This is a genomic window from Streptoalloteichus hindustanus, assembly GCF_900129375.1.
GTDB lineage: Bacteria > Actinomycetota > Actinomycetes > Mycobacteriales > Pseudonocardiaceae > Streptoalloteichus > Streptoalloteichus hindustanus.
In genome coordinates this window covers 324,728-341,990 of sequence record NZ_FQVN01000003.1, presented here as the reverse complement: position 1 = coordinate 341,990, position 17,263 = coordinate 324,728, and the positions used below count along the sequence as shown (strand labels likewise).

At 73.8% G+C, this 17,263-nt stretch carries 18 protein-coding genes; 10 read left to right on the top strand and 8 right to left on the bottom strand.

Annotated elements, in window-relative coordinates; genetic code table 11:
• Positions 1–2 precede the first annotated feature (2 nt).
• On the bottom strand, positions 3–305 hold the full coding sequence (locus BUE43_RS10755; RefSeq protein WP_073481638.1) for a helix-turn-helix domain-containing protein: 303 nt from the start codon (positions 303–305) through the stop codon (positions 3–5).
• Between the two features lie 216 nt (positions 306–521).
• Between BUE43_RS10755 and BUE43_RS10750 the strand changes: the two genes are divergently transcribed.
• Complete coding sequence (locus BUE43_RS10750) at positions 522–929, top strand: BP74-related protein (RefSeq protein ID WP_083959562.1); 408 nt, start codon at positions 522–524, stop codon at positions 927–929.
• 88 nt (positions 930–1,017) lie between these two features.
• Here the strand turns inward: BUE43_RS10750 and BUE43_RS10745 are convergent, their stop codons facing one another.
• The 3 genes from BUE43_RS10745 to BUE43_RS10735 form a co-directional block, all read right to left on the bottom strand.
• Positions 1,018–1,515 carry a VTT domain-containing protein gene (locus tag BUE43_RS10745; RefSeq protein WP_073481636.1) on the bottom strand — a complete coding sequence of 166 codons (498 nt, stop codon included), beginning with the start codon at positions 1,513–1,515 and terminating at the stop codon, positions 1,018–1,020.
• A gap of 50 nt (positions 1,516–1,565) precedes the next feature.
• Entirely contained in the window at positions 1,566–2,126 is a 561-nt protein-coding gene (locus BUE43_RS10740; RefSeq protein WP_073481633.1) for a GNAT family N-acetyltransferase, read from the bottom strand.
• A gap of 364 nt (positions 2,127–2,490) precedes the next feature.
• Positions 2,491–3,315 carry a S1 family peptidase gene (locus tag BUE43_RS10735; RefSeq protein WP_073481630.1) on the bottom strand — a complete coding sequence of 275 codons (825 nt, stop codon included), beginning with the start codon at positions 3,313–3,315 and terminating at the stop codon, positions 2,491–2,493.
• 357 nt (positions 3,316–3,672) lie between these two features.
• Between BUE43_RS10735 and BUE43_RS10730 the strand changes: the two genes are divergently transcribed.
• Genes BUE43_RS10730 through BUE43_RS10720 form a run of 3 tightly spaced genes read left to right on the top strand, consistent with a single transcriptional unit; the run spans position 3,673 to position 6,871 of the window.
• Positions 3,673–4,665 (top strand): EamA family transporter, encoded by a 993-nt coding sequence (locus BUE43_RS10730; protein WP_234995650.1) that lies wholly within the window; start codon positions 3,673–3,675, stop codon positions 4,663–4,665.
• Positions 4,662–5,663: an EamA family transporter gene (locus tag BUE43_RS10725; RefSeq protein WP_073481625.1), complete on the top strand. Its 1,002-nt coding sequence runs from the start codon at positions 4,662–4,664 to the stop codon at positions 5,661–5,663. The genes BUE43_RS10730 and BUE43_RS10725 overlap by 4 nt, the downstream gene beginning before the upstream one ends.
• Positions 5,660–6,871 (top strand): winged helix-turn-helix domain-containing protein, encoded by a 1,212-nt coding sequence (locus BUE43_RS10720; protein WP_456114866.1) that lies wholly within the window; start codon positions 5,660–5,662, stop codon positions 6,869–6,871. The genes BUE43_RS10725 and BUE43_RS10720 overlap by 4 nt, the downstream gene beginning before the upstream one ends.
• A 159-nt stretch (positions 6,872–7,030) precedes the next feature.
• On the opposite strand, the gene BUE43_RS10715 is transcribed toward BUE43_RS10720, so the two are convergent.
• Together BUE43_RS10715 and BUE43_RS10710 are read right to left on the bottom strand one after the other, a co-directional pair.
• A complete protein-coding gene (locus tag BUE43_RS10715; RefSeq protein WP_073481620.1) occupies positions 7,031–7,942 on the bottom strand; it encodes a DUF4097 family beta strand repeat-containing protein in 912 nt (303 codons plus the stop codon).
• Between the two features lie 17 nt (positions 7,943–7,959).
• Positions 7,960–8,490 (bottom strand): toxin-antitoxin system HicB family antitoxin, encoded by a 531-nt coding sequence (locus BUE43_RS10710; protein ID WP_073481617.1) that lies wholly within the window; start codon positions 8,488–8,490, stop codon positions 7,960–7,962.
• A gap of 201 nt (positions 8,491–8,691) precedes the next feature.
• On the opposite strand from BUE43_RS10710, the gene thyX reads away from it, so the two are divergent.
• The 5 genes from thyX to BUE43_RS10685 all read left to right on the top strand — a co-directional run bounded on the left by thyX (position 8,692) and on the right by BUE43_RS10685 (position 13,342).
• Positions 8,692–9,444 (top strand): FAD-dependent thymidylate synthase, encoded by a 753-nt coding sequence (gene thyX / locus BUE43_RS10705; protein WP_073481615.1) that lies wholly within the window; start codon positions 8,692–8,694, stop codon positions 9,442–9,444.
• A 10-nt stretch (positions 9,445–9,454) separates the two neighbouring features.
• Positions 9,455–9,877, top strand: a complete 423-nt coding sequence (locus tag BUE43_RS10700; RefSeq protein ID WP_234995649.1) for an ACT domain-containing protein — start codon at positions 9,455–9,457, stop codon at positions 9,875–9,877.
• Between the two features lie 77 nt (positions 9,878–9,954).
• Positions 9,955–10,581: a TIGR03085 family metal-binding protein gene (locus BUE43_RS10695; RefSeq protein ID WP_073481612.1), complete on the top strand. Its 627-nt coding sequence runs from the start codon at positions 9,955–9,957 to the stop codon at positions 10,579–10,581.
• 113 nt (positions 10,582–10,694) lie between these two features.
• Positions 10,695–11,639, top strand: a complete 945-nt coding sequence (gene dapA, locus BUE43_RS10690; protein ID WP_073481609.1) for a 4-hydroxy-tetrahydrodipicolinate synthase — start codon at positions 10,695–10,697, stop codon at positions 11,637–11,639.
• Positions 11,636–13,342: a ribonuclease J gene (locus tag BUE43_RS10685; protein ID WP_073481607.1), complete on the top strand. Its 1,707-nt coding sequence runs from the start codon at positions 11,636–11,638 to the stop codon at positions 13,340–13,342. Before dapA ends, BUE43_RS10685 begins: the two co-directional genes overlap by 4 nt.
• A 260-nt stretch (positions 13,343–13,602) precedes the next feature.
• Here BUE43_RS10685 and BUE43_RS10680 read toward each other — a convergent pair whose 3' ends face one another.
• Together BUE43_RS10680 and BUE43_RS35955 are read right to left on the bottom strand one after the other, a co-directional pair.
• Complete coding sequence (locus BUE43_RS10680; protein ID WP_073481605.1) at positions 13,603–14,427, bottom strand: lysophospholipid acyltransferase family protein; 825 nt, start codon at positions 14,425–14,427, stop codon at positions 13,603–13,605.
• Positions 14,428–14,666: 239 nt separating this feature from the next.
• The gene (locus BUE43_RS35955; protein WP_407697109.1) at positions 14,667–14,900 is read right to left on the bottom strand and encodes a hypothetical protein; all 234 of its coding nucleotides are present in this window, start codon (positions 14,898–14,900) and stop codon (positions 14,667–14,669) included.
• On the opposite strand from BUE43_RS35955, the gene BUE43_RS10675 reads away from it, so the two are divergent.
• Positions 14,881–17,172, top strand: a complete 2,292-nt coding sequence (locus BUE43_RS10675; protein ID WP_407697108.1) for an FtsK/SpoIIIE family DNA translocase — start codon at positions 14,881–14,883, stop codon at positions 17,170–17,172. The genes BUE43_RS35955 and BUE43_RS10675 overlap by 20 nt on opposite strands.
• Positions 17,173–17,263 lie beyond the last annotated feature (91 nt).

The window sequence follows — 17,263 nt, the reverse complement described above, 5'->3', positions numbered from 1 at the left end:
CCTCACCCGGCAGGGGAACGCGGTTCGAACCGGACGGTGAGCGCGCTGTCCAGGGCGGCGGCGAGGCGTTCCAGGACGGCGAGGGTGGGCACAATGCCACCCGCCTCGAACCGGGCGACCGCCGACCGGGTCATGTCCGCTCGCTCGGCGAGCGCGGACTGGGTCATGCCGAGTTCCTCCCGGCGGGTGCGGACGGCCGCGCCCAGTTCGAACGCGAGACGCGTGGCCTCGTAGGCGGCCTCGGCAGCCGGGTCCGTCATGCGTCGACGACGCGGCTCCGCCCGTTCGGAAGTGCGCTCGCTCATCGCTCCTCCACGCTGTGTCGCTCCGCCCCGCGCACCCCGCCGTCCATGGTCAGTTCGGGTGATTCGTGGCGGGATGTCGGAAGCGTTACATGACCTTACTCACTGACAGTAAGTGACTGGATTCGGAGGGTGGTTGACGGGGCCTCGGCAGGGTGGCTCGTGTCGTTCTCACGGCCTGTCGCGATCCGGCGGGCCCCGACGTGAGGAGAAGGACCAGTGCAGAAGACGGCGAAGTTCGCTCTGGTGGCCGCGACCGTGCTCGGCGCGGTGGTCCCCGGGGCCGCGGCGGCCGCGGCGGGCCCGCAGTACGTGGCCACCATCCGCACCGGCGGCGACGAGGTCTACCGGGTGCGGCTCGTCGAGCAGGCCGACATCGACAACGCGCTGCGGCTGGTGAAGGGCGACCCGAACGCGCCGAAGATCCCGAACGGCCGGATCGTGCGGGGCAGCGCCGACGTGAACGTCGGTTACTCCTGGCACATCGACCCGAACGACTTCGCGTGGGCCGACGTCACCACCGAGGTCTGCGACGGCCGGCCGTCCGACGTGGAGAAGGGCATCCTGACCGGCGACCGGTTCTGCCCGTGGAACGCGAAGGTCCTGTCCGTGCGGAAGATCGGCTGAGCTCGGACCGAGGCCGGACCGAGGCCGGGCTGGGGTGGGGCGGCCGCCGGCGGTCCGGTGGCCGCCCCACCGTCCCGGGTCGGCCAGCTCAGGTCATCCAGTCCAGGTAGAGGGCCGGGGCGGCGGCCAGGGCGCCGAAGCGGGCGAAGCGGCCGACCAGGCCGGTGACGACGAAGGTCGTCGGGGCGATGTTCGCCACCCCCGCCACCACCGAGGTGGCCGCGAACGGCGGCAGGCTGGCCGTGGCGCTGACCAGCAGCAGGACGACGCTCCACGCGGGACGGCGCTGGCACTGCTCGCGGAAGCGGTCGAGGTGTTCCGCCCACCGGCCCCGGACGGCGGCCTTGCGGCGCAGCAGGCGGGGCAGCGGGAGCGAGCCCCGGCCCGCGTAGAAGTAGAGGAGCTTGCCGGCGATCTGGCCCACCGCGACCACCAGGCCGAGCAGCCACCAGGGTAACTCCGGCGCGTGCAGCACCACCCCGACGAGGTAGACCTCCATGCTGATCACGGGGATCAGGGCCGAGAGCACCGCGACCCCGAACGTGCTCAGGGGTAACCACACCCACACCAGCACCGGCGTCCTCATCGTTGGTCGGGTCGGCCGCCCGGCGGCTCGTGGGCCGGCGCGGAGCGGCGCTACGGTCGCAGCGACAGATCCAGACTCCCGGTCAGCCGCAGCTCACGCAACCGTCCGGCCCCGGTGTCCAGGGTGCGGACAGTGCCGTCGGACTCCCAGCCCGCCGCCGCGTAGAAGGCGAGCGAGGCCTGGTCGGCCTCCGGGACCCAGGCGACTCCCCGGGTGAAACCCCGGTCCCGCAAGGACCGCGCCGTCGTGGCGAGCAGTCGGCCCCCGTGCCCCCGGCGGCCCCATCGCGGCTCCACCACCAGCGCGCTGACCAGGACGGTGGTCGCGGCGTCGGCGGGCAGCGCGCCGCGGGCGTCGGCGACCTCGTCTTCGGGCGCCGGCCCGGCGGCGCAGAACCCCACCGTCCAGTCGCCTTCGGTGGCGACGAGGACCAGGGCCGGGCCGTGCCGGACGGTGTGCCGCCAGGCCTGTTCGGCCTCCGCGGCGTCCAGTCCACTGAGGACGGACGCTGGCAGGAGCCCGGCGTAGGCGGCACGCCAGGTGTCGAGCTGGATGCGGGTGATCTCGGGGACGTCCGCCAGCTCGGCGGGTCGCACCGCGGCGATGGCCATGCCCGCCAACGTAGTGCGCGGCGCGGTCGTCGGAGCGGCAACCCCGGTTCCGTCGCGGCGAGTGGCGCGCCTCGACTCCGAGCCGTCCGGTTCTCCTTCGGGCGCGGGTGTGTGGAGTGGCTCGCGCAGCACGGTGCGGAACCGTCGAACGTTGTTGCGCCACAGCGAAAACACGCGCACGGCGGATCTGTCGACGGGTGCCGGACGTGGTTGGTGGCGGCGCCCGGCAGGTCGCTCAGTGGTGCCGCCCCATCAGAAGGTTCCGGGCACGCCGGTCCACCGCGGGGAGAGAACGCGCCGCGGCGGACCGGCGCGGGATGACGAACGAACCCGGTCAGGCGCTCAGGAACCGGGCCGCCCGGTGTCAGACACCGGCGGTGCTGCGGATCCAGTCGCGGAACGCGACCACGCTGGTGTAACCGGCCCACCCGCTGCCGGCGGGGCGGTGGCCGATCGCGCAGACGCCGGCCTGGAGCTCCTGGCCGCTGCTGTTGCGCACCACGGCGGGGCCGCCGGAGTCGCCGCCGGCGATGCTGCCGTTGGTCTTGGTGCAGATCACGCGGGGGTTGGCGTTCGAGTCAGTGCACGACACCTTCGTGATGGTGCCGTTGGCGTACTTGAGCTTCTTCGGGAGCGGGCCGCTCCAGTCGGCCTTCTCCGAACCCCAGCCGTAGACGGTGACCGCCTTGCCGTCGCTCAGGTCGGACTTGCCGGCCAGCTTGGCGAAGGTGGTGTTGACGTCGTGGTCGAGCTGGAGCAGCGCGATGTCGGCGGTGGGCCAGTTGTACTTGGGGTGCTTCACCACTTTGGACACCTTGGCGGTGGTGCCGCCGGTGGTGCGGTCCAGTGAGCCGACGCGCACGGTGTACTTGCCGGCGGCCGCGACGCAGTGCGCGGCGGTCAGCACCCAGCGCTTGGCGATGATGGTGGAGGTGCAGGTGAAGCCGCCGTCGCGGTGCAGCGCCGCGATCCACGGCTTCTTCTGGCTGACAACGCCTCCGCCCACGATGTACGGCGTGTTGTCCTCGGTGGTGGGCTCGGTCGCCGTCGACGGCTCGGTCGCGGTCGTGGGCTCGGCCGGTGTGGTGGGCTCCGCCGCCGCCGAGGTCGCCAGCAGGCCGCTGAACCCGAGAACCAGACCGGCCAGCACGGCTGTCAGGCGAAACGCCTGTCTCTTCTTCTCATTCATGAATTGACTCCCGCATCGGGAGCCGGCGCACTGGTCACAGGGGAATGGCCGCGCCGCGCTCCGCCGAAAGATGACGTCAGCCCGGAAGGGCGTCAGGCCAACAGGTGGCAACGGCCCCACAGATGACATCAGCCCAACAGATGACAACAGCAGAGTGCAGCGACGGCGGCTGGGCGCGGCAGAGCCGATCGACGTGAACCAGCCGGCGGAACCGTTGTGGCATCAGGAGTATCGAGATCACGATTCGTGACCGCGCGGAGACGGACTCGTCATCGCGTGCCGCACGAACGGCCCCAGCGACGGCATTGCCGTTCCTGTCAACGTTAGCACGTGGTCGGTTCGAGCCCCCGTTGGGCGGTGGACGATCGGCCTGACGCGGTTTCCTTGCGCGCCAGGGGAATGCTCGCGCTCGGCGTTGTCTACGTCGTGTGGGGCTCGTCCTATCTCGCCATGCGTTTCCTGGTGTCGTCGGCTCCCCCGCTGCTGGGCGCCGGCACGCGGTTCCTCACGGCCGGGGTGCTGCTGGCCGGCATCGTCGCGGTGGTCTCGGGTCCGGGCGCGCTGCGGTTGCGTCCGAGCTGGCTGGGCAGTGCGGCGCTGACCGGACTGTTGTTGCCCGCCATGGGAAGCGGTCTGGTCACCGTCGCCGAGCGGCACGTCGCGTCGGGGCTGGCGGCGTTGCTCGTCGCGGGCGTGCCGCTGTTCGTGGCGCTCGCGCGGTGGGCGCTGGGCGATCGCCCGCCCACGGGCACGGTGGTCGGGGTGGTCGTCGGCCTCGCCGGGCTCGTGGTGCTCCTCGCCGTCCGCGACGGGTTCGGCGGCACCCACGACGCGGCGTGGTGGGGACCGCCGCTGGTGCTGGTCGCCGCCCTGGGGTCGTCCGTCGGTTCGGTCGTGGCGGTCCGCCTGCCGGTCTCGCCGTACCCCTTCGCGCAGTGCGCCGCGGAGATGGCCTTCGGCGGCGGGGCGCTGACGGCCGCCGGGCTGGTGGCGGGGGAGCGGGTGGCGGTGGACGCGGTCAGCGGGGACTCGTGGTGGGCCTGGCTCTACCTCGTGACCTTCGGCGCGGTCCTCGCGTTCGCCGCCTACGCGTTCGCGCTCCGGGCGCTGCCCGTGTCCACGGTGTCCACCTACGCCTACGTGAACCCGGTGGTCGCGGTGGTCCTCGGCGCGACCGTGGTGGGAGAGCCGGTCACGCCGTCGCAGCTGGTGGGCGGGGGTTTGGTCCTGCTCGCTGTTGTTCTCGTCACACTCGCCGAGCGCGGAGGCCCCGCGGGTCGTGGCACCGGACACAGGCGGCGGGAAAGCGGGGGTGGTTCGGCGTTCCGGCGTGCGAGTGTGGCGGCATGAGCGCGAACGGGACCGCGGAGCGGACAGGGCCGACATGGTGGGCGTGGGCGGCGCTCGGCGTCGTCTACGTCGTCTGGGGATCGACGTACCTGGCCATCCGGTTCGTGGTGGAGTCCGCGCCGCCCATGCTCTCCGCCGGTATGCGGTTCCTGGTGGGCGGCGGGGTGCTGGCCCTCCTCGTCCTGCTGTTCGCCGGGCCGCGCGCCCTGCGGATGACCAGGGCGCAGTTCGGGACCTCGGCGCTGGCCGGCTTGCTGCTCCCCGCCATCGGCAACGGGCTGGTCACTGTCGCGGAGCAGTACGTGTCGTCCGGGATGACGGCGCTGCTGATCGCCTGCGTCCCGCTCTACGTCGTGGTGTTGCGCCGCCTGCTCGGGGAGCGGCCCTCGGGCGCCACCGTGGTCGGGATCGTCGTGGGCCTGGGCGGCCTGGCGGTGCTGGTGCTGCTCGGCGGCGGCAGCGCGAGCGGCACGCACGGAACGGCGTGGTGGGCGCCGTGGCTGGTGCTGCTGGCCGCCCTCGGCTGGTCGGTCGGCTCGGTGGCCACCACCCGGCTGCCGGTGCCGCCCAACCCGTTCGCGTCGTCCGCGGTGCAGATGCTCGTCGGCGGCCTGGCGCTCCTGGTCGCCGGTTGGGCGCGCGGGGAGAGGCTGGACGTCGGCGCGGTCACCACGTCCTCGTGGCTGGCTCTCGGGTACCTGGCGCTGGTGGGCTCGGTGTTCGCGTTCAGCTCCTACGTCTACGCCCTCGGCAAGCTCCCGGTGTCCACGGTGTCCACCTACGCCTACGTGAACCCGGTGATCGCGGTGTTCCTCGGTGTGGTGCTGGCCAACGAGCGGGTCGACGTGGCGCAGCTCGTCGGCGGTCTGCTCGTGCTCGCGGCCGTCGTCCTGGTGGTCAGCGCGGAGCGCAGGGGCGCCCGGCGGCCGTCGGGCGCGGAAACGGCCCCGGAATTGTCGGGGGACGATGGCAAGATCCAGCAGTCGTGCAGACGATGAACGTCGACACGGCCCGCCGCATCGCGCTGGCCGCGCAGGGGTTCGCCGAGCCCCGTCCGTCCGGCCCGCCGACGCGGCGCCACCTCCAGCGGGCGCTGCGGCGCACCAAGCTGCTCCAGCTCGACTCGGTGAACGTCGCGGTGCGGGCGCACTACGCGCCGCTGTTCAGCCGGCTGGGCGCGTACGACCCGGGGCTGCTGGACGAGGCCGCGTGGACGCACCGGGCGAGCCGGCCCCGGCTGTTGGTGGAGTACTGGGCGCACGAGGCGAGCCTGGTGCCGGTCGAGGACTGGCCGCTGCTGCGGTGGCGGATGCGGGAGTACGCGGCGCGCGACTGGCCGCACGTCCGCGCGGCGGTGGAACGCTCCCCGCAGCTGGTCGACGAGGTGCTCACGGCGGTCAAGGACCTCGGCCCGATCGGCGCGGGCGGGCTGGAACGCGCCCTCGGCGACGCCGGCCGGCGCGGCAAGGGGACCTGGTGGAACCGCTCGGACACCAAGGTGGTGTGCGAGTACCTCTTCGCCGTCGGCGAGCTCACCACCGGCAGCCGCAAGGGCTTCGAGCGGCTCTACGACCTGCCGGAGCGGGTGCTTCCCCCCGACGTCCTCGGCCAGCGGGAGCTCGACGCCGCCGAGGCCGCGCGCGAGCTCGTGGCGCGCTCCGCCGAGGCGCTGGGCATCGCCACCGAGACCGACCTGCGGGACTACTACCGGCTGGGCGTCGCGCAGTGCCGGCGCGCGGTGGCCGAGCTGGTCGAGGAGGGGGTGCTGGAGCCGGTCGAGGTGCTCGGCTGGCGGCACACCGCCTACCGGCACGTCGCGGCGCGGGCGCCGAGACGGGTGACCGGCCGGGCGCTGCTCTGCCCGTTCGACCCGTTGGTCTGGGAGCGGTCGCGGACCGAGCGGCTGTTCGACTTCTTCTACCGGATCGAGATCTACGTGCCGGCCGCCAAGCGCGTGCACGGCTACTACGTCTTCCCGTTCCTGCTCGACGAGCGGCTCGTCGCCCGGGTCGACCTGAAGGCGGACCGGGCGGCGGGCGTGCTCCGGGTGCCGGGCGCGTTCGCCGAGCCCGGCGCGGACGTCGGCCGGGTGGCCGACGAGTTGGCCGGGGAGCTGCGCCTGATGGCCGAGTGGCTCGGGCTGCCGGACGTGGCGGTGGGGGAGCGGGGCGACCTCGCCGCGCCGCTGCGCGCGGCCCTGTCCTGACCGCGGCGCCCCACCCTGACCGGGACCTGACCGGAGACACCGTTCCGACCGGCCCCGCCCCGATCAGCCCCGCCCCGATCAGCCCTGTCTGGTCACGCAACGCGGCGCGAGCGGCACGAGGTGACACCCCCTGGTGGTCACCTCGTGCCGCCGCCGCGCTCAGCCGACCGCGGTCGTGACCACCGCGTCGCCGGAGCCGGTCCGCCCACGCAGCCAGACGGTGGTCGGCTCCTCCGGCGCCCGGTCCAGCACGGACAGCTCGCTGCGCGCCGTGCCGGACCCCGAGCTGAGGTCGACCTCGGCGACCACGCCGGAGCGCACGCCCACCCGGACCTCGCCGGAGCCGCTCTGCAGCTCGATCCGGCCGCCGGCCGCGTCGGCGACCGTGAGGTCCCCGGTGCCGGTGCGCGCGGTGACGTCGGCCCGGACCGCGCCCAGCCACACGTCGCCGCTGCCGCTGAGCAGGGTCGCCGGACCGTCGACCGAGGACACCTCCAGGTCCCCGGTGCCGGTGCGGGCGCGCAGGCCGCCGAGCATCGGGCCGAGTCGCACGGCGCCGGCCCCGGTGTGCACCGACGCCTTGCCCTCGACCCGGTCCACCGTCACGTCGCCGGTGCCGGTCGTGACGTCCACCCGCTGCGCCGCGCCGGTGACGGTCACGTCCGCGGTGCCGCTGTGCACGAAGACCTGTGCCCCGTTCGGGGCGTGCACGGTGACCGCGACGGGCACCAGCTTCAGCGGCAGCGCCTTGGGCGTGCGCACCACGAGCCGCTGCCCGGTCAGCTCGACCCGCGTCTGCCGGACCGCCTCCCCGCCCGGCTCGGCCGGCGCGTCGTCGCGTCCGCCGAACTGGCTGGTCACCCAGCTGACCAGGCCGGTGAGGCCGGTGGTGAACGCCCCGGTCGCCTCGGGCGCGTGCCGCACCTCGACCCGCAGTTCCGGGTCGTCGCCCAGCCGCACCTCGACCCGGCCGGCCGCGACCGCCACGTCGACCTCGACCGGACCGGTCACCGTGAAGCTGTCCCGCCGCACGACCTCGTGCGCGTCCGGCGTCGTTCCCCCGTCGGTCATGCTCGCTCCCCTCACGCTCAGCCCTGGACCCAGCCGCGGACCCGACCGCCGGGGCGGCCGTCCCGGTTCGGCTCCTCGGGTCGCTCGGCCCGGTCCCGTCGGCCCTGGGTCCCCAGCGCCCCCTGCACCGCCTGGGACACCCAGGTGTTCAGGGACACGCCCTGCGCCGACGCGGCCCGCTCGGCCCTGGCCTTGATCTCGTCGAGCAGCCGGAGGGTGATCCGGCTGATGTCGCCGCCGTCGGCCGGCGGCGGAGGCGGGGGCGGCGGCGCCTGCCCCGGTTCGGGTCGGTCCCCGGCGGGCTGGTCGGTGCGGGTGACCACCACCCGCACGTCCCTGCCGGCCAGCCGCACCTCCACCACGCCGTCGTCCCAGGCCGCGGTGACCTCGGCCGCCAGGTCGGACAACGCGTTCATGAGGGCCAGCCGCGCGGCCGGCTCCAGCGCCCCGGCCAGCAGCGCGGCCGTGCGCTGGACCTCGGGGTCCGCCGTCGAGACGGCGGACCCCAGGCCGTCCCGGATCTGTGCGACGTACGGCTCCAGTTCCATGACGTCACTATGACGTCATCACTGATGTCAGTCAACCGATCGTGTGACATCACATCTGATGTCACGCGGCTTGATCGTGACTGTCCGTCGCGGCGTCCGCAGGCGATTTCGACGGGGTCCCGGGCACGCCGTAACCTGCCTTGTTCGGAAGACGCGAGGTCGGTGGGCGTGGGCCGCCGGGGGAGAAAGGGGACGGTCGCCGTGGTCGAGACGGTGTCGCCGAAGGTGCAGTTGGTCGCCAGGACGGAGTTCTTCCCGCCGGCGGACGTGCCGTGGTCCACCGACGCCGACGGCGGTCAGGCGCTGGCCGAGTTCGCCGGCCGCGCCTGCTACCAGTCCTGGCGCAAGCCCAACCCGGCGACGGCCACCAACGCCGGCTACATCCGTCACATCATCGAGGTGGGGCACCTGTCCGTGCTGGAGCACGGCTCGGTGAGCTTCTACATCAGCGGCATCTCCCGCTCGCTGACCCACGAGCTGATCCGGCACCGCCACTTCTCGTACTCGCAGCTGTCCCAGCGCTACGTCCCGGAGAAGGACGCGGCCATGGTCGAGCCGGACGTGATCGCCTCCGACCCCGAGCTGCACGCGAAGTTCCTGGCCGCCACCCAGGCCGCGCAGGACGCCTACAACGAGTTGCTGGTCGACCTGGAGAAGAAGTTCGCCGACGTGCCCAACGGCACCCTCCGGCGCAAGCAGGCCAGGCAGGCGGCGCGCGCGGTGCTGCCGAACGCGACCGAGACCCGCATCGTCGTCACCGGCAACTACCGCGCGTGGCGGCACTTCGTCGCGATGCGCGCCACCGAGGCGGCCGACGTCGAGATCCGCGCGCTCGCCATCGAGTGCCTGCGGCAGCTCCAGAAGGCCGCGCCGAACGTGTTCAGCGACTTCGAGATCACCGCGCTGGCCGACGGCACCGAGGTCGCCTCCAGCCCGCTGGTGACCGAGGGCTGAGCACTTGCCGGTGTCCGAGGAGGGGGCCGGGCCGGTCGGCGAGGCCGGCCTGACCCTCGACGTGCTGCCCGGTCGGCACGTGGTGGCCCGGCTCGCGCCGGACCACCCGGTGCCGGCCGGGGTCTGGGGCGCGGTCGGTCTGGTGTCGGTGACCAGGAGCCCGGACGAGCTGTCGGTCGTGTGCCCGGAGGGGCACGCGCCCGCCGGCGCCCGCGTGGAGGGGGACTGGCGGGTCCTCACCGTGCGCGGTCCGCTGGACTTCGCCCTCACCGGCATCCTGGCGAACCTGTCCGGGGCGCTGGCCGACGCCGGCGTCGCGCTGTTCGCGGTGTCCACCTTCGACACCGACCACGTGCTCGTGCGGGAGAAGGACCTGGCGACCGCGGTCGCCGCGTTGCGCTCCGCCGGGCACACCGTGCACGAGCAGGCCTGACCCGGCGGCGGCATCCCGACACTGACGCCGGACGCGGCCGCCCGCGTCCCGCGGTCAGCCCGGCGTACGGTGATCACATGGGTGTGGCCAGGGACGAACGGCGTCAGCTCTGCGATCTGCTCGACCGCCTCGGGCCGGACGAGCCGACCCTGTGCGCGGGATGGCGCACCAGGGACCTCGCCGCGCACCTCGTGCTGCGCGAGCGGCGGCCGGACGCCGCCCCGGGCATCCTGCTCCGACCGCTGGCCGGTTACACCGAACGGGTGCAACGCCGGATCGCCGAGCAACCGTGGGGGCACCTCGTGCGGACGCTGCGGGCCGGGCCGCCCCGCTGGTCCCCGTTCTCCCTGCCGCGCGTCGACGAGGCGGCCAACAGCGCGGAGTTCCTCGTGCACCACGAGGACGTGCGGCGGGCGCGGGAGGGGTGGCGGCCCCGCCCCGAGGAGCCCGCGCGGGACGCGGCGGCGTGGCGGGCGGTCGAGCGGATCGGCCGGCTCGCCTTCCGGCGCAGCCCCGTCGGCGTCGCGCTGCGGCGGCCGGACGGGACCGAGGCCGTCGTCCGGCGTGGCCCGCGCGCCGTCGCCGTCGTCGGCGCGCCCGCCGAACTGTTGCTCTACGCCTTCGGCCGTGCGGCCGTTCAGGTGGAGTTCGTCGGCGATCAGGCGGATGTCGAGGTGGTGCGGGGACTGCGTCGGGGTCTCTGAGCCACTATGAGGTGCTGACGGCGGCGCCACCTGGGCGGCATGGCGCCCGCAGCCGGGCGACTCCCCCCGGTGCGGTGGATTAGGTTCACCCAATTCGCGGTAGCGTCATTGTCATGACCGTACGTCCGACAGCTTCCGCGGGACGACCCTTCGGCCGGGTCCTCACCGCCATGGTCACCCCGTTCACCGCCGCCGGCGGACTGGACCTGGACAAGGCCCAGGAACTGGCAGCGCACTTGGTGGAGCTGGGCAACGACGGTCTCGTCGTCAACGGGACCACCGGCGAGTCGCCGACCACCAGCGACACGGAGAAGGCCGAGCTGGTCCGCGCCGTCGTCCAGGCGGTGGGGGACCGGGCGACCGTGGTCGCCGGCGCCGGCACCTACGACACCGCGCACAGCGTCCACCTGGCGCGGGCCGCCGAGCGCGCGGGCGCCCACGGCCTTCTCCTGGTGACGCCCTACTACTCCAAGCCGACGCAGGCCGGCCTGCTCGCGCACTTCCGGACGGTGGCCGACGCCGTCGAGCTGCCGGTCATGCTCTACGACATCCCGCCGCGCTCCGTGGTCCCGATCGAGGTCGACACGCTGCGCCGTCTGGCCGAGCACCCCCGGATCGTCGCGGTCAAGGACGCCAAGGGCGACCTGGTCGCCGGCTCCGAGGCCCTCCGCGACACCGACCTGGCGTACTACTGCGGCGACGACGCGCTGAACCTGCCGTGGCTGTCGGTGGGCGCGGTCGGCTTCGTCAGCGTGGTCGGCCACGTCTTCGCCGACCGGCTGGGCCGCATGCTGGCGGCGTTCGAGGCCGGGGAGATCCGGGTCGCCCGCAAGCTCCACCGCGACCTGATGCCGGTGTACCGGATCTTCGGCGCCATGGGTGGGGTGGTCTTCGCCAAGGCCGCGCTCCGGGCGCGCGGCCTCGACGTGGGCAACCCCCGGCTGCCGCTGCTCGCGGCGACGCCGAGGCAGGTCGCCGACCTGACCGAGGTGCTGCGGGGGGTGGGCGTCGCGGTGGCGGAACCGGGCGCCGCATGGACAGGGATGGCCGGTCGATGAGGCCGGCGCCCGACGGCATCGTCCCCCTGGCCCCGCCGCCCCCGCTGCCGGAGGGCGGGCTCCGGGTGGTCGCCCTGGGCGGCGTCGGCGAGGTCGGTCGGAACATGACCGTGTTCGAGCACGACGGCCGGCTGCTGGTCGTCGACTGCGGCGTGCTGTTCCCCGAGGACGACGCGCCCGGCGTCGACCTGATCCTGCCCGACTTCCGGGCGATCGAGAGCCGGCTGGACGACATCGAGGCCCTGGTGCTCACGCACGGGCACGAGGACCACATCGGCGCGGTGCCGTTCCTGCTCAAGCTGCGGCCCGACCTGCCGGTCGTGGGCTCGCGGTTCACCCTCGCGCTGGTCGCCGCCAAGTGCCGGGAGCACCGGCAGAGCCCGGTGCTCGTGGAGGTCGTCGAGGGCCAGCGCAGCCAGCACGGCCCGTTCGAGTGCGAGTTCTTCGCGGTCAACCACTCGATCCCGGACGCGCTGGCGGTGGCCATCCGCACCTCGGCCGGCGTCGTGCTGCACACCGGCGACATCAAGCTCGACCAGCTCCCGCTGGACGGCCGCCTCACCGACCTGGCCGGCTTCTCCAAGCTCGGCGACGAGGGCGTCGACCTGTTCCTGGTCGACTCGACCAACGCCGAGGTGCCCGGTTTCGTCACGCCGGAGCGGGAGATCGGCCCGGTGCTCGACGGGGTGATCGGCAAGGCCAGGCAGCGGGTGATCGTGGCCTGCTTCGCCAGCCACGTGCACCGCGTGCAGCAGATCCTCGACGTGGCCGCGGCGCACGGCCGCAAGGTGTCCTTCGTCGGCCGCTCGATGGTGCGCAACATGGGCATCGCGACCGAGCTCGGCCTGCTGTCCGTGCCGGACGGCCTGCTGGTCGACATCGACGAGGCGATGACCCTGCCCGACCACGGCGTCGTGTTCGTCTCGACCGGGTCGCAGGGCGAGCCGCTGTCGGCCCTGTCCCGGATGGCGCGGGGCGAGCACCGGCAGATCCGCATCCGCCCGGACGACCTGGTGGTGCTGGCCAGCTCGCTCATCCCCGGCAACGAGACCGCGGTGTTCGGCGTGGTCAACGGCCTGGCCCGGCTCGGGGCGCGGGTGGTGCACCAGGGCAACGCCAAGGTGCACGTCTCGGGTCACGCCTCCGCGGGGGAGCTGCTGTTCCTCTACAACGCCGTGCGGCCGAGCAACGTGATGCCCGTGCACGGCGAGTGGCGGCACCTGCGGGCGAACGCCGAGCTGGCCCGGTTCACCGGCGTGCCGGCCAACCGCGTGGTGCTGGCCGAGGACGGCGTGGTCGTCGACCTGGTCGACGGCATCGCGCGGATCACCGGCCGGGTCGAGGTCGGCCACGTCTACGTCGACGGGCTGTCCGTGGGCGACGTCGGCGAGTCGACCCTGTCGGACCGGCTCATCCTCGGCGAGGGCGGGTTCATCGCGATCACCGTCGTGGTGGAGTCGCACAGCGGGCGCGCGGTCGCCCCGCCGACGATCTCCGGCCGGGGCTTCTCCGACGACCCGAAGGCGTTGGACGACGTGGTGCCGCTGGTGGAGATGGAGCTGTCGCGCACCGAGGCGGAGGGCATCACCGACACCCACCGCATCGCCCAGGCGGTGCGCCGGGTGGTGGGCCGGTGGGTCGCCGAGACCTACCGCCGTCGGCCGATGATCGTGCCGACCGTGCTGCCCGTCGGCGCTCCCTGACCAGCGGGGCTCCCGCAGCGGAATCGGGGTCACGGGGTGCGCGCCCTCCCTGGGCGCTGATCACCCCGTGGCCCCGTGACCAGCACTTTCCTTCGCCCACGCCCGCTGCGAGTCAGCTGACGCGCGCCTCGTCGCCGCCGGACCGCTCCGGGCGGTCGCCTCGTCGAGTGGGTGGGCGAACCACCGTTGGGGTGGCTTTCGGTTCCCGGAGCCGGGCGTCGCGACCCTGACGGCGTTCCTCGACGGTCAGGGCGCGCCGCTCACGGCTTCCAGGGACTGCGGCCGTCGGTGGGCCGCGTCGGGTCGTGGAAGCGCGGCTGGTGCGGCTCGTCGGCGCGCAGCGGGGCCAGCCCGGCGGTGATCGCCCGCATGATCCGGTCCCTGGCCCGCACGGCGTCGCCGGGGCGGCCGGCGTCCAGGCCGGTCAGGTCGACCGGGGCCCCGAAGTGCACCCGGAACGTCGGCCGCGCGCGCAACGCCCGCAACCACGAGGTGAGCAGCGGCTTGACGTCGGACCAGCCCTCGACCGTGAGCGTGCCCCAGTACACCGCCTCGTGCGCGCCCCACTGGCTCACCGGCACGACCGGCGCGCCGGCGGCCAACGCCATGCGGGCGACGCCGCTCTTGCCGCGTTCCGGCCACAGCCCGGGGTCGCGGCTGATCCGGCCCTCCGGGTAGAGCAGCACCGGGTCGCCCCCGCGCAGCGTCGCGACCGCGTGGTCGAACGCCTCGGTGACGTTGCCCTTGCCCCGGTCCACCCGGACGTGTCCGGACCGGCGCAGCGCCCAGCCCAGGACCGGGGTGTCGAACAGGCCGGCGGTGGCCATGAATCTCGGGAACACGCCGATCCGGCGGCAGGCGGCGATCAGGACGAACACGTCGAACACGCCGATGTGGTTGGCGGCCAGCAGCAGCGGTCGTCCCCGCAGGTCGGCCGGCACGTCGCCGGTGACCTCGACGCGGCCGGTCAGGGCGACCAGGGCCTGGTCGACGCGGGTGAGGACGCGCCACAGGCGCGGCGTTCGGGTGCGACGCGGAGCCGGCCGGCGTGTCGGCTCGTTCGGGAGCGAAGGCAGGGCAACCATGGCGCGTGCAGCATGGCACGTCGGTTCGCCGCTGTGGGCCCCGGCCGCCGATTTTCCCGCCCCGTCGTTCGGGCGGGGCTGCCGTGACGGGTCGTGACGGTTGGGACGCGAGGGGCGGACGCGACTACCGTGTGGGACATGGGGAGCCGCGCGACGACGAAGGGCGGAAGCACGCCGCGAGGTCGCGGCGGAACCGGGGGGCGGTCGAGTTCTCCCAGGTCAGGCGGGGCCAAGTCGGGTCAGTCCGCGAAGTCCACCGGGAAGCGGACCACGGGCGGGGCGGCCGGACGGACGTCCACCGGGTCGACGGCGAGGACGCCGCGGCGCGGGGCTGGGTCCTCGCGGTCGGGCTCCTCGCGGAAGAAGGCCCCGGCGCGGAAGCGCGGCGGTTCCGGGTTCGGCCCCGCGGTCCGGCGGGCGTGGAACCTGCTCGCCAAGGGGGTCGGCGGCGCGGTGCGCGCGGTCGGGCGCACCAGGGAGATCGACCCCGCCCACCGCAGGGACGGCCTCGCGCTGGGACTGGTCGCGCTGGCGATGGTCACCGCGGCGGGCGTGTGGTGGCGGGCCGGTGGCCCGGTGGGCCTCTGGATCGAGCGCGCGGTCCGCAGCGCGGTCGGCGCCCTCGCCGTGGCCGTGCCGATCGCGTTGTTCGCCTTCGGCATCGTGCTGATGCGCAGCGCGGCGCGACCGGAGGTCCGCCCGCGCCGCGTGGTCGGCTCACTGCTGCTCGTGCTGTCGGTTCTCGGCCTGTTCCACCAGTTCTCCGGCATGCCGGCCGACAACGACCACCGCATGTTCGCCGGCGGGGTGCTGGGCGCGCTGGCGGGTGACCCCCTGGCGCGGTACCTGTCGCTGTGGGTCGCCGGACCGCTGTTGATCCTGCTGGCCGTCTACGGCGTGCTCGTGCTCACCGGCACCCCGGTGCGCGAGATCCCGGACCGGCTGCGGCAGCTCACCCGGGCCGGCCATGAGGCGGAGGACGAGCACGACGAGCACGGTGACGAGGACGACGGGACGCGGGACGCCGGCCCGGCCGGTGAGGGCGCGGTCCGGCTCCGGCGCCCGTCGCGGCGGCGACAGGCCGCCATGTCCGAGGAGCCGGAGGCCGACCAGCTCAGCCTGGACGACGTCGAGCCGGAGCCCGCGCCGGAGCCGGCCCGACCGGCCAGGACCCGGGCCAGCCAGGTGCGGGCCGCGACGCCGCCGGCGGCGGCCAAGCCCGCGGACCGGCCGGCCCTGGGTCGGGTCGTGGAGGGCGACTACCAGCTCCCGCCCACCACCCTGCTCACGGCCGGCGACGCGCCGAGGGCCCGCAGCCGCGCCAACGACGCCATGATCGAGGCGATCACCGGCGTGCTGGACCAGTTCTCGATCGACGCCCAGGTCACCGGCTTCACCAGGGGGCCGACGGTCACCAGGTACGAGGTCGAACTCGGGCCGGGCGTGAAGGTCGAGAAGATCACCGCGCTGACCAAGAACATCGCCTACGCCGCGGCCACCGACAACGTGCGGCTGCTCGCCCCGATCCCCGGCAAGTCCGCGGTCGGCATCGAGGTGCCCAACAGCGACCGGGAGATGGTCCGGCTCGGCGACGTGCTCCGCGCCGACGAGGCCGTGTCGGACGCCCACCCGCTGGTGATCGGGCTCGGCAAGGACATCGAGGGCCACTTCGTCACCGCGAACCTGGCGAAGATGCCGCACCTGCTGGTGGCCGGCTCCACCGGCTCCGGCAAGTCCAGCTTCGTCAACTCGATGCTGGTCTCGCTGCTGGCCAGGGCCACGCCGGACGAGGTCCGGATGATCCTGATCGACCCCAAGATGGTCGAGCTGACGCCCTACGAGGGCATCCCGCACCTGGTCACGCCCATCATCACCCAGCCGAAGAAGGCCGCGGCCGCGCTGGCCTGGCTGGTCGAGGAGATGGAGCAGCGGTACCAGGACATGCAGGTCAACCGGGTGCGGCACATCGACGACTTCAACCGGAAGGTGCGGACGGGGGAGATCACCGCGCCGCCGGGCAGCGAGCGGGACTACCGGCCCTACCCGTACATCCTGGCCATCGTCGACGAGCTGGCCGACCTGATGATGACCGCGCCCCGCGACGTCGAGGACGCGATTGTGCGGATCACGCAGAAGGCGCGGGCCGCCGGCATCCACCTGGTGCTGGCCACCCAGCGGCCGTCGGTGGACGTGGTCACCGGCCTGATCAAGACGAACGTGCCGTCCCGGCTGGCCTTCGCCACCTCCTCGCTCACCGACTCGCGGGTCATCCTCGACCAGCCGGGCGCGGAGAAGCTGATCGGCATGGGCGACGGCCTGTACCTGCCCATGGGCGCGAGCCGGCCGGTGCGCGTGCAGGGCGCCTACGTCTCGGACGAGGAGATCGCCGAGGTCGTCTCGTTCACCAAGCAACAGGCGCAGCCCGACTACACCGACGGCGTCACCGCCGCCAAGCCCGGCGAGAAGAAGGACGTCGACCCGGACATCGGCGACGACCTGGAGCTGCTGGTGCAGGCCACCGAGCTGGTCGTCACCAGCCAGTTCGGCTCGACCTCGATGCTGCAGCGCAAGCTGCGGGTGGGCTTCGCGAAGGCCGGCCGGCTCATGGACCTGCTGGAGACCCGGGGCGTGGTCGGCCCCTCGGAGGGCTCCAAGGCGCGCGAGGTGCTCGTCAAGCCGGACGAGCTGGACGGCGTGCTGTGGTCCCTCCGCGGCGGCGGCCCGGCCGAGGAAGCCCAGCCGTAGGAGCGGAGCGCGCCGCGGCCGCCCGCGACGCGCTCCGCCGTCGTCCCAGCTCAGGCGGGCCGGTCGTGCACCGCCCCTGGCCCGTCGATCC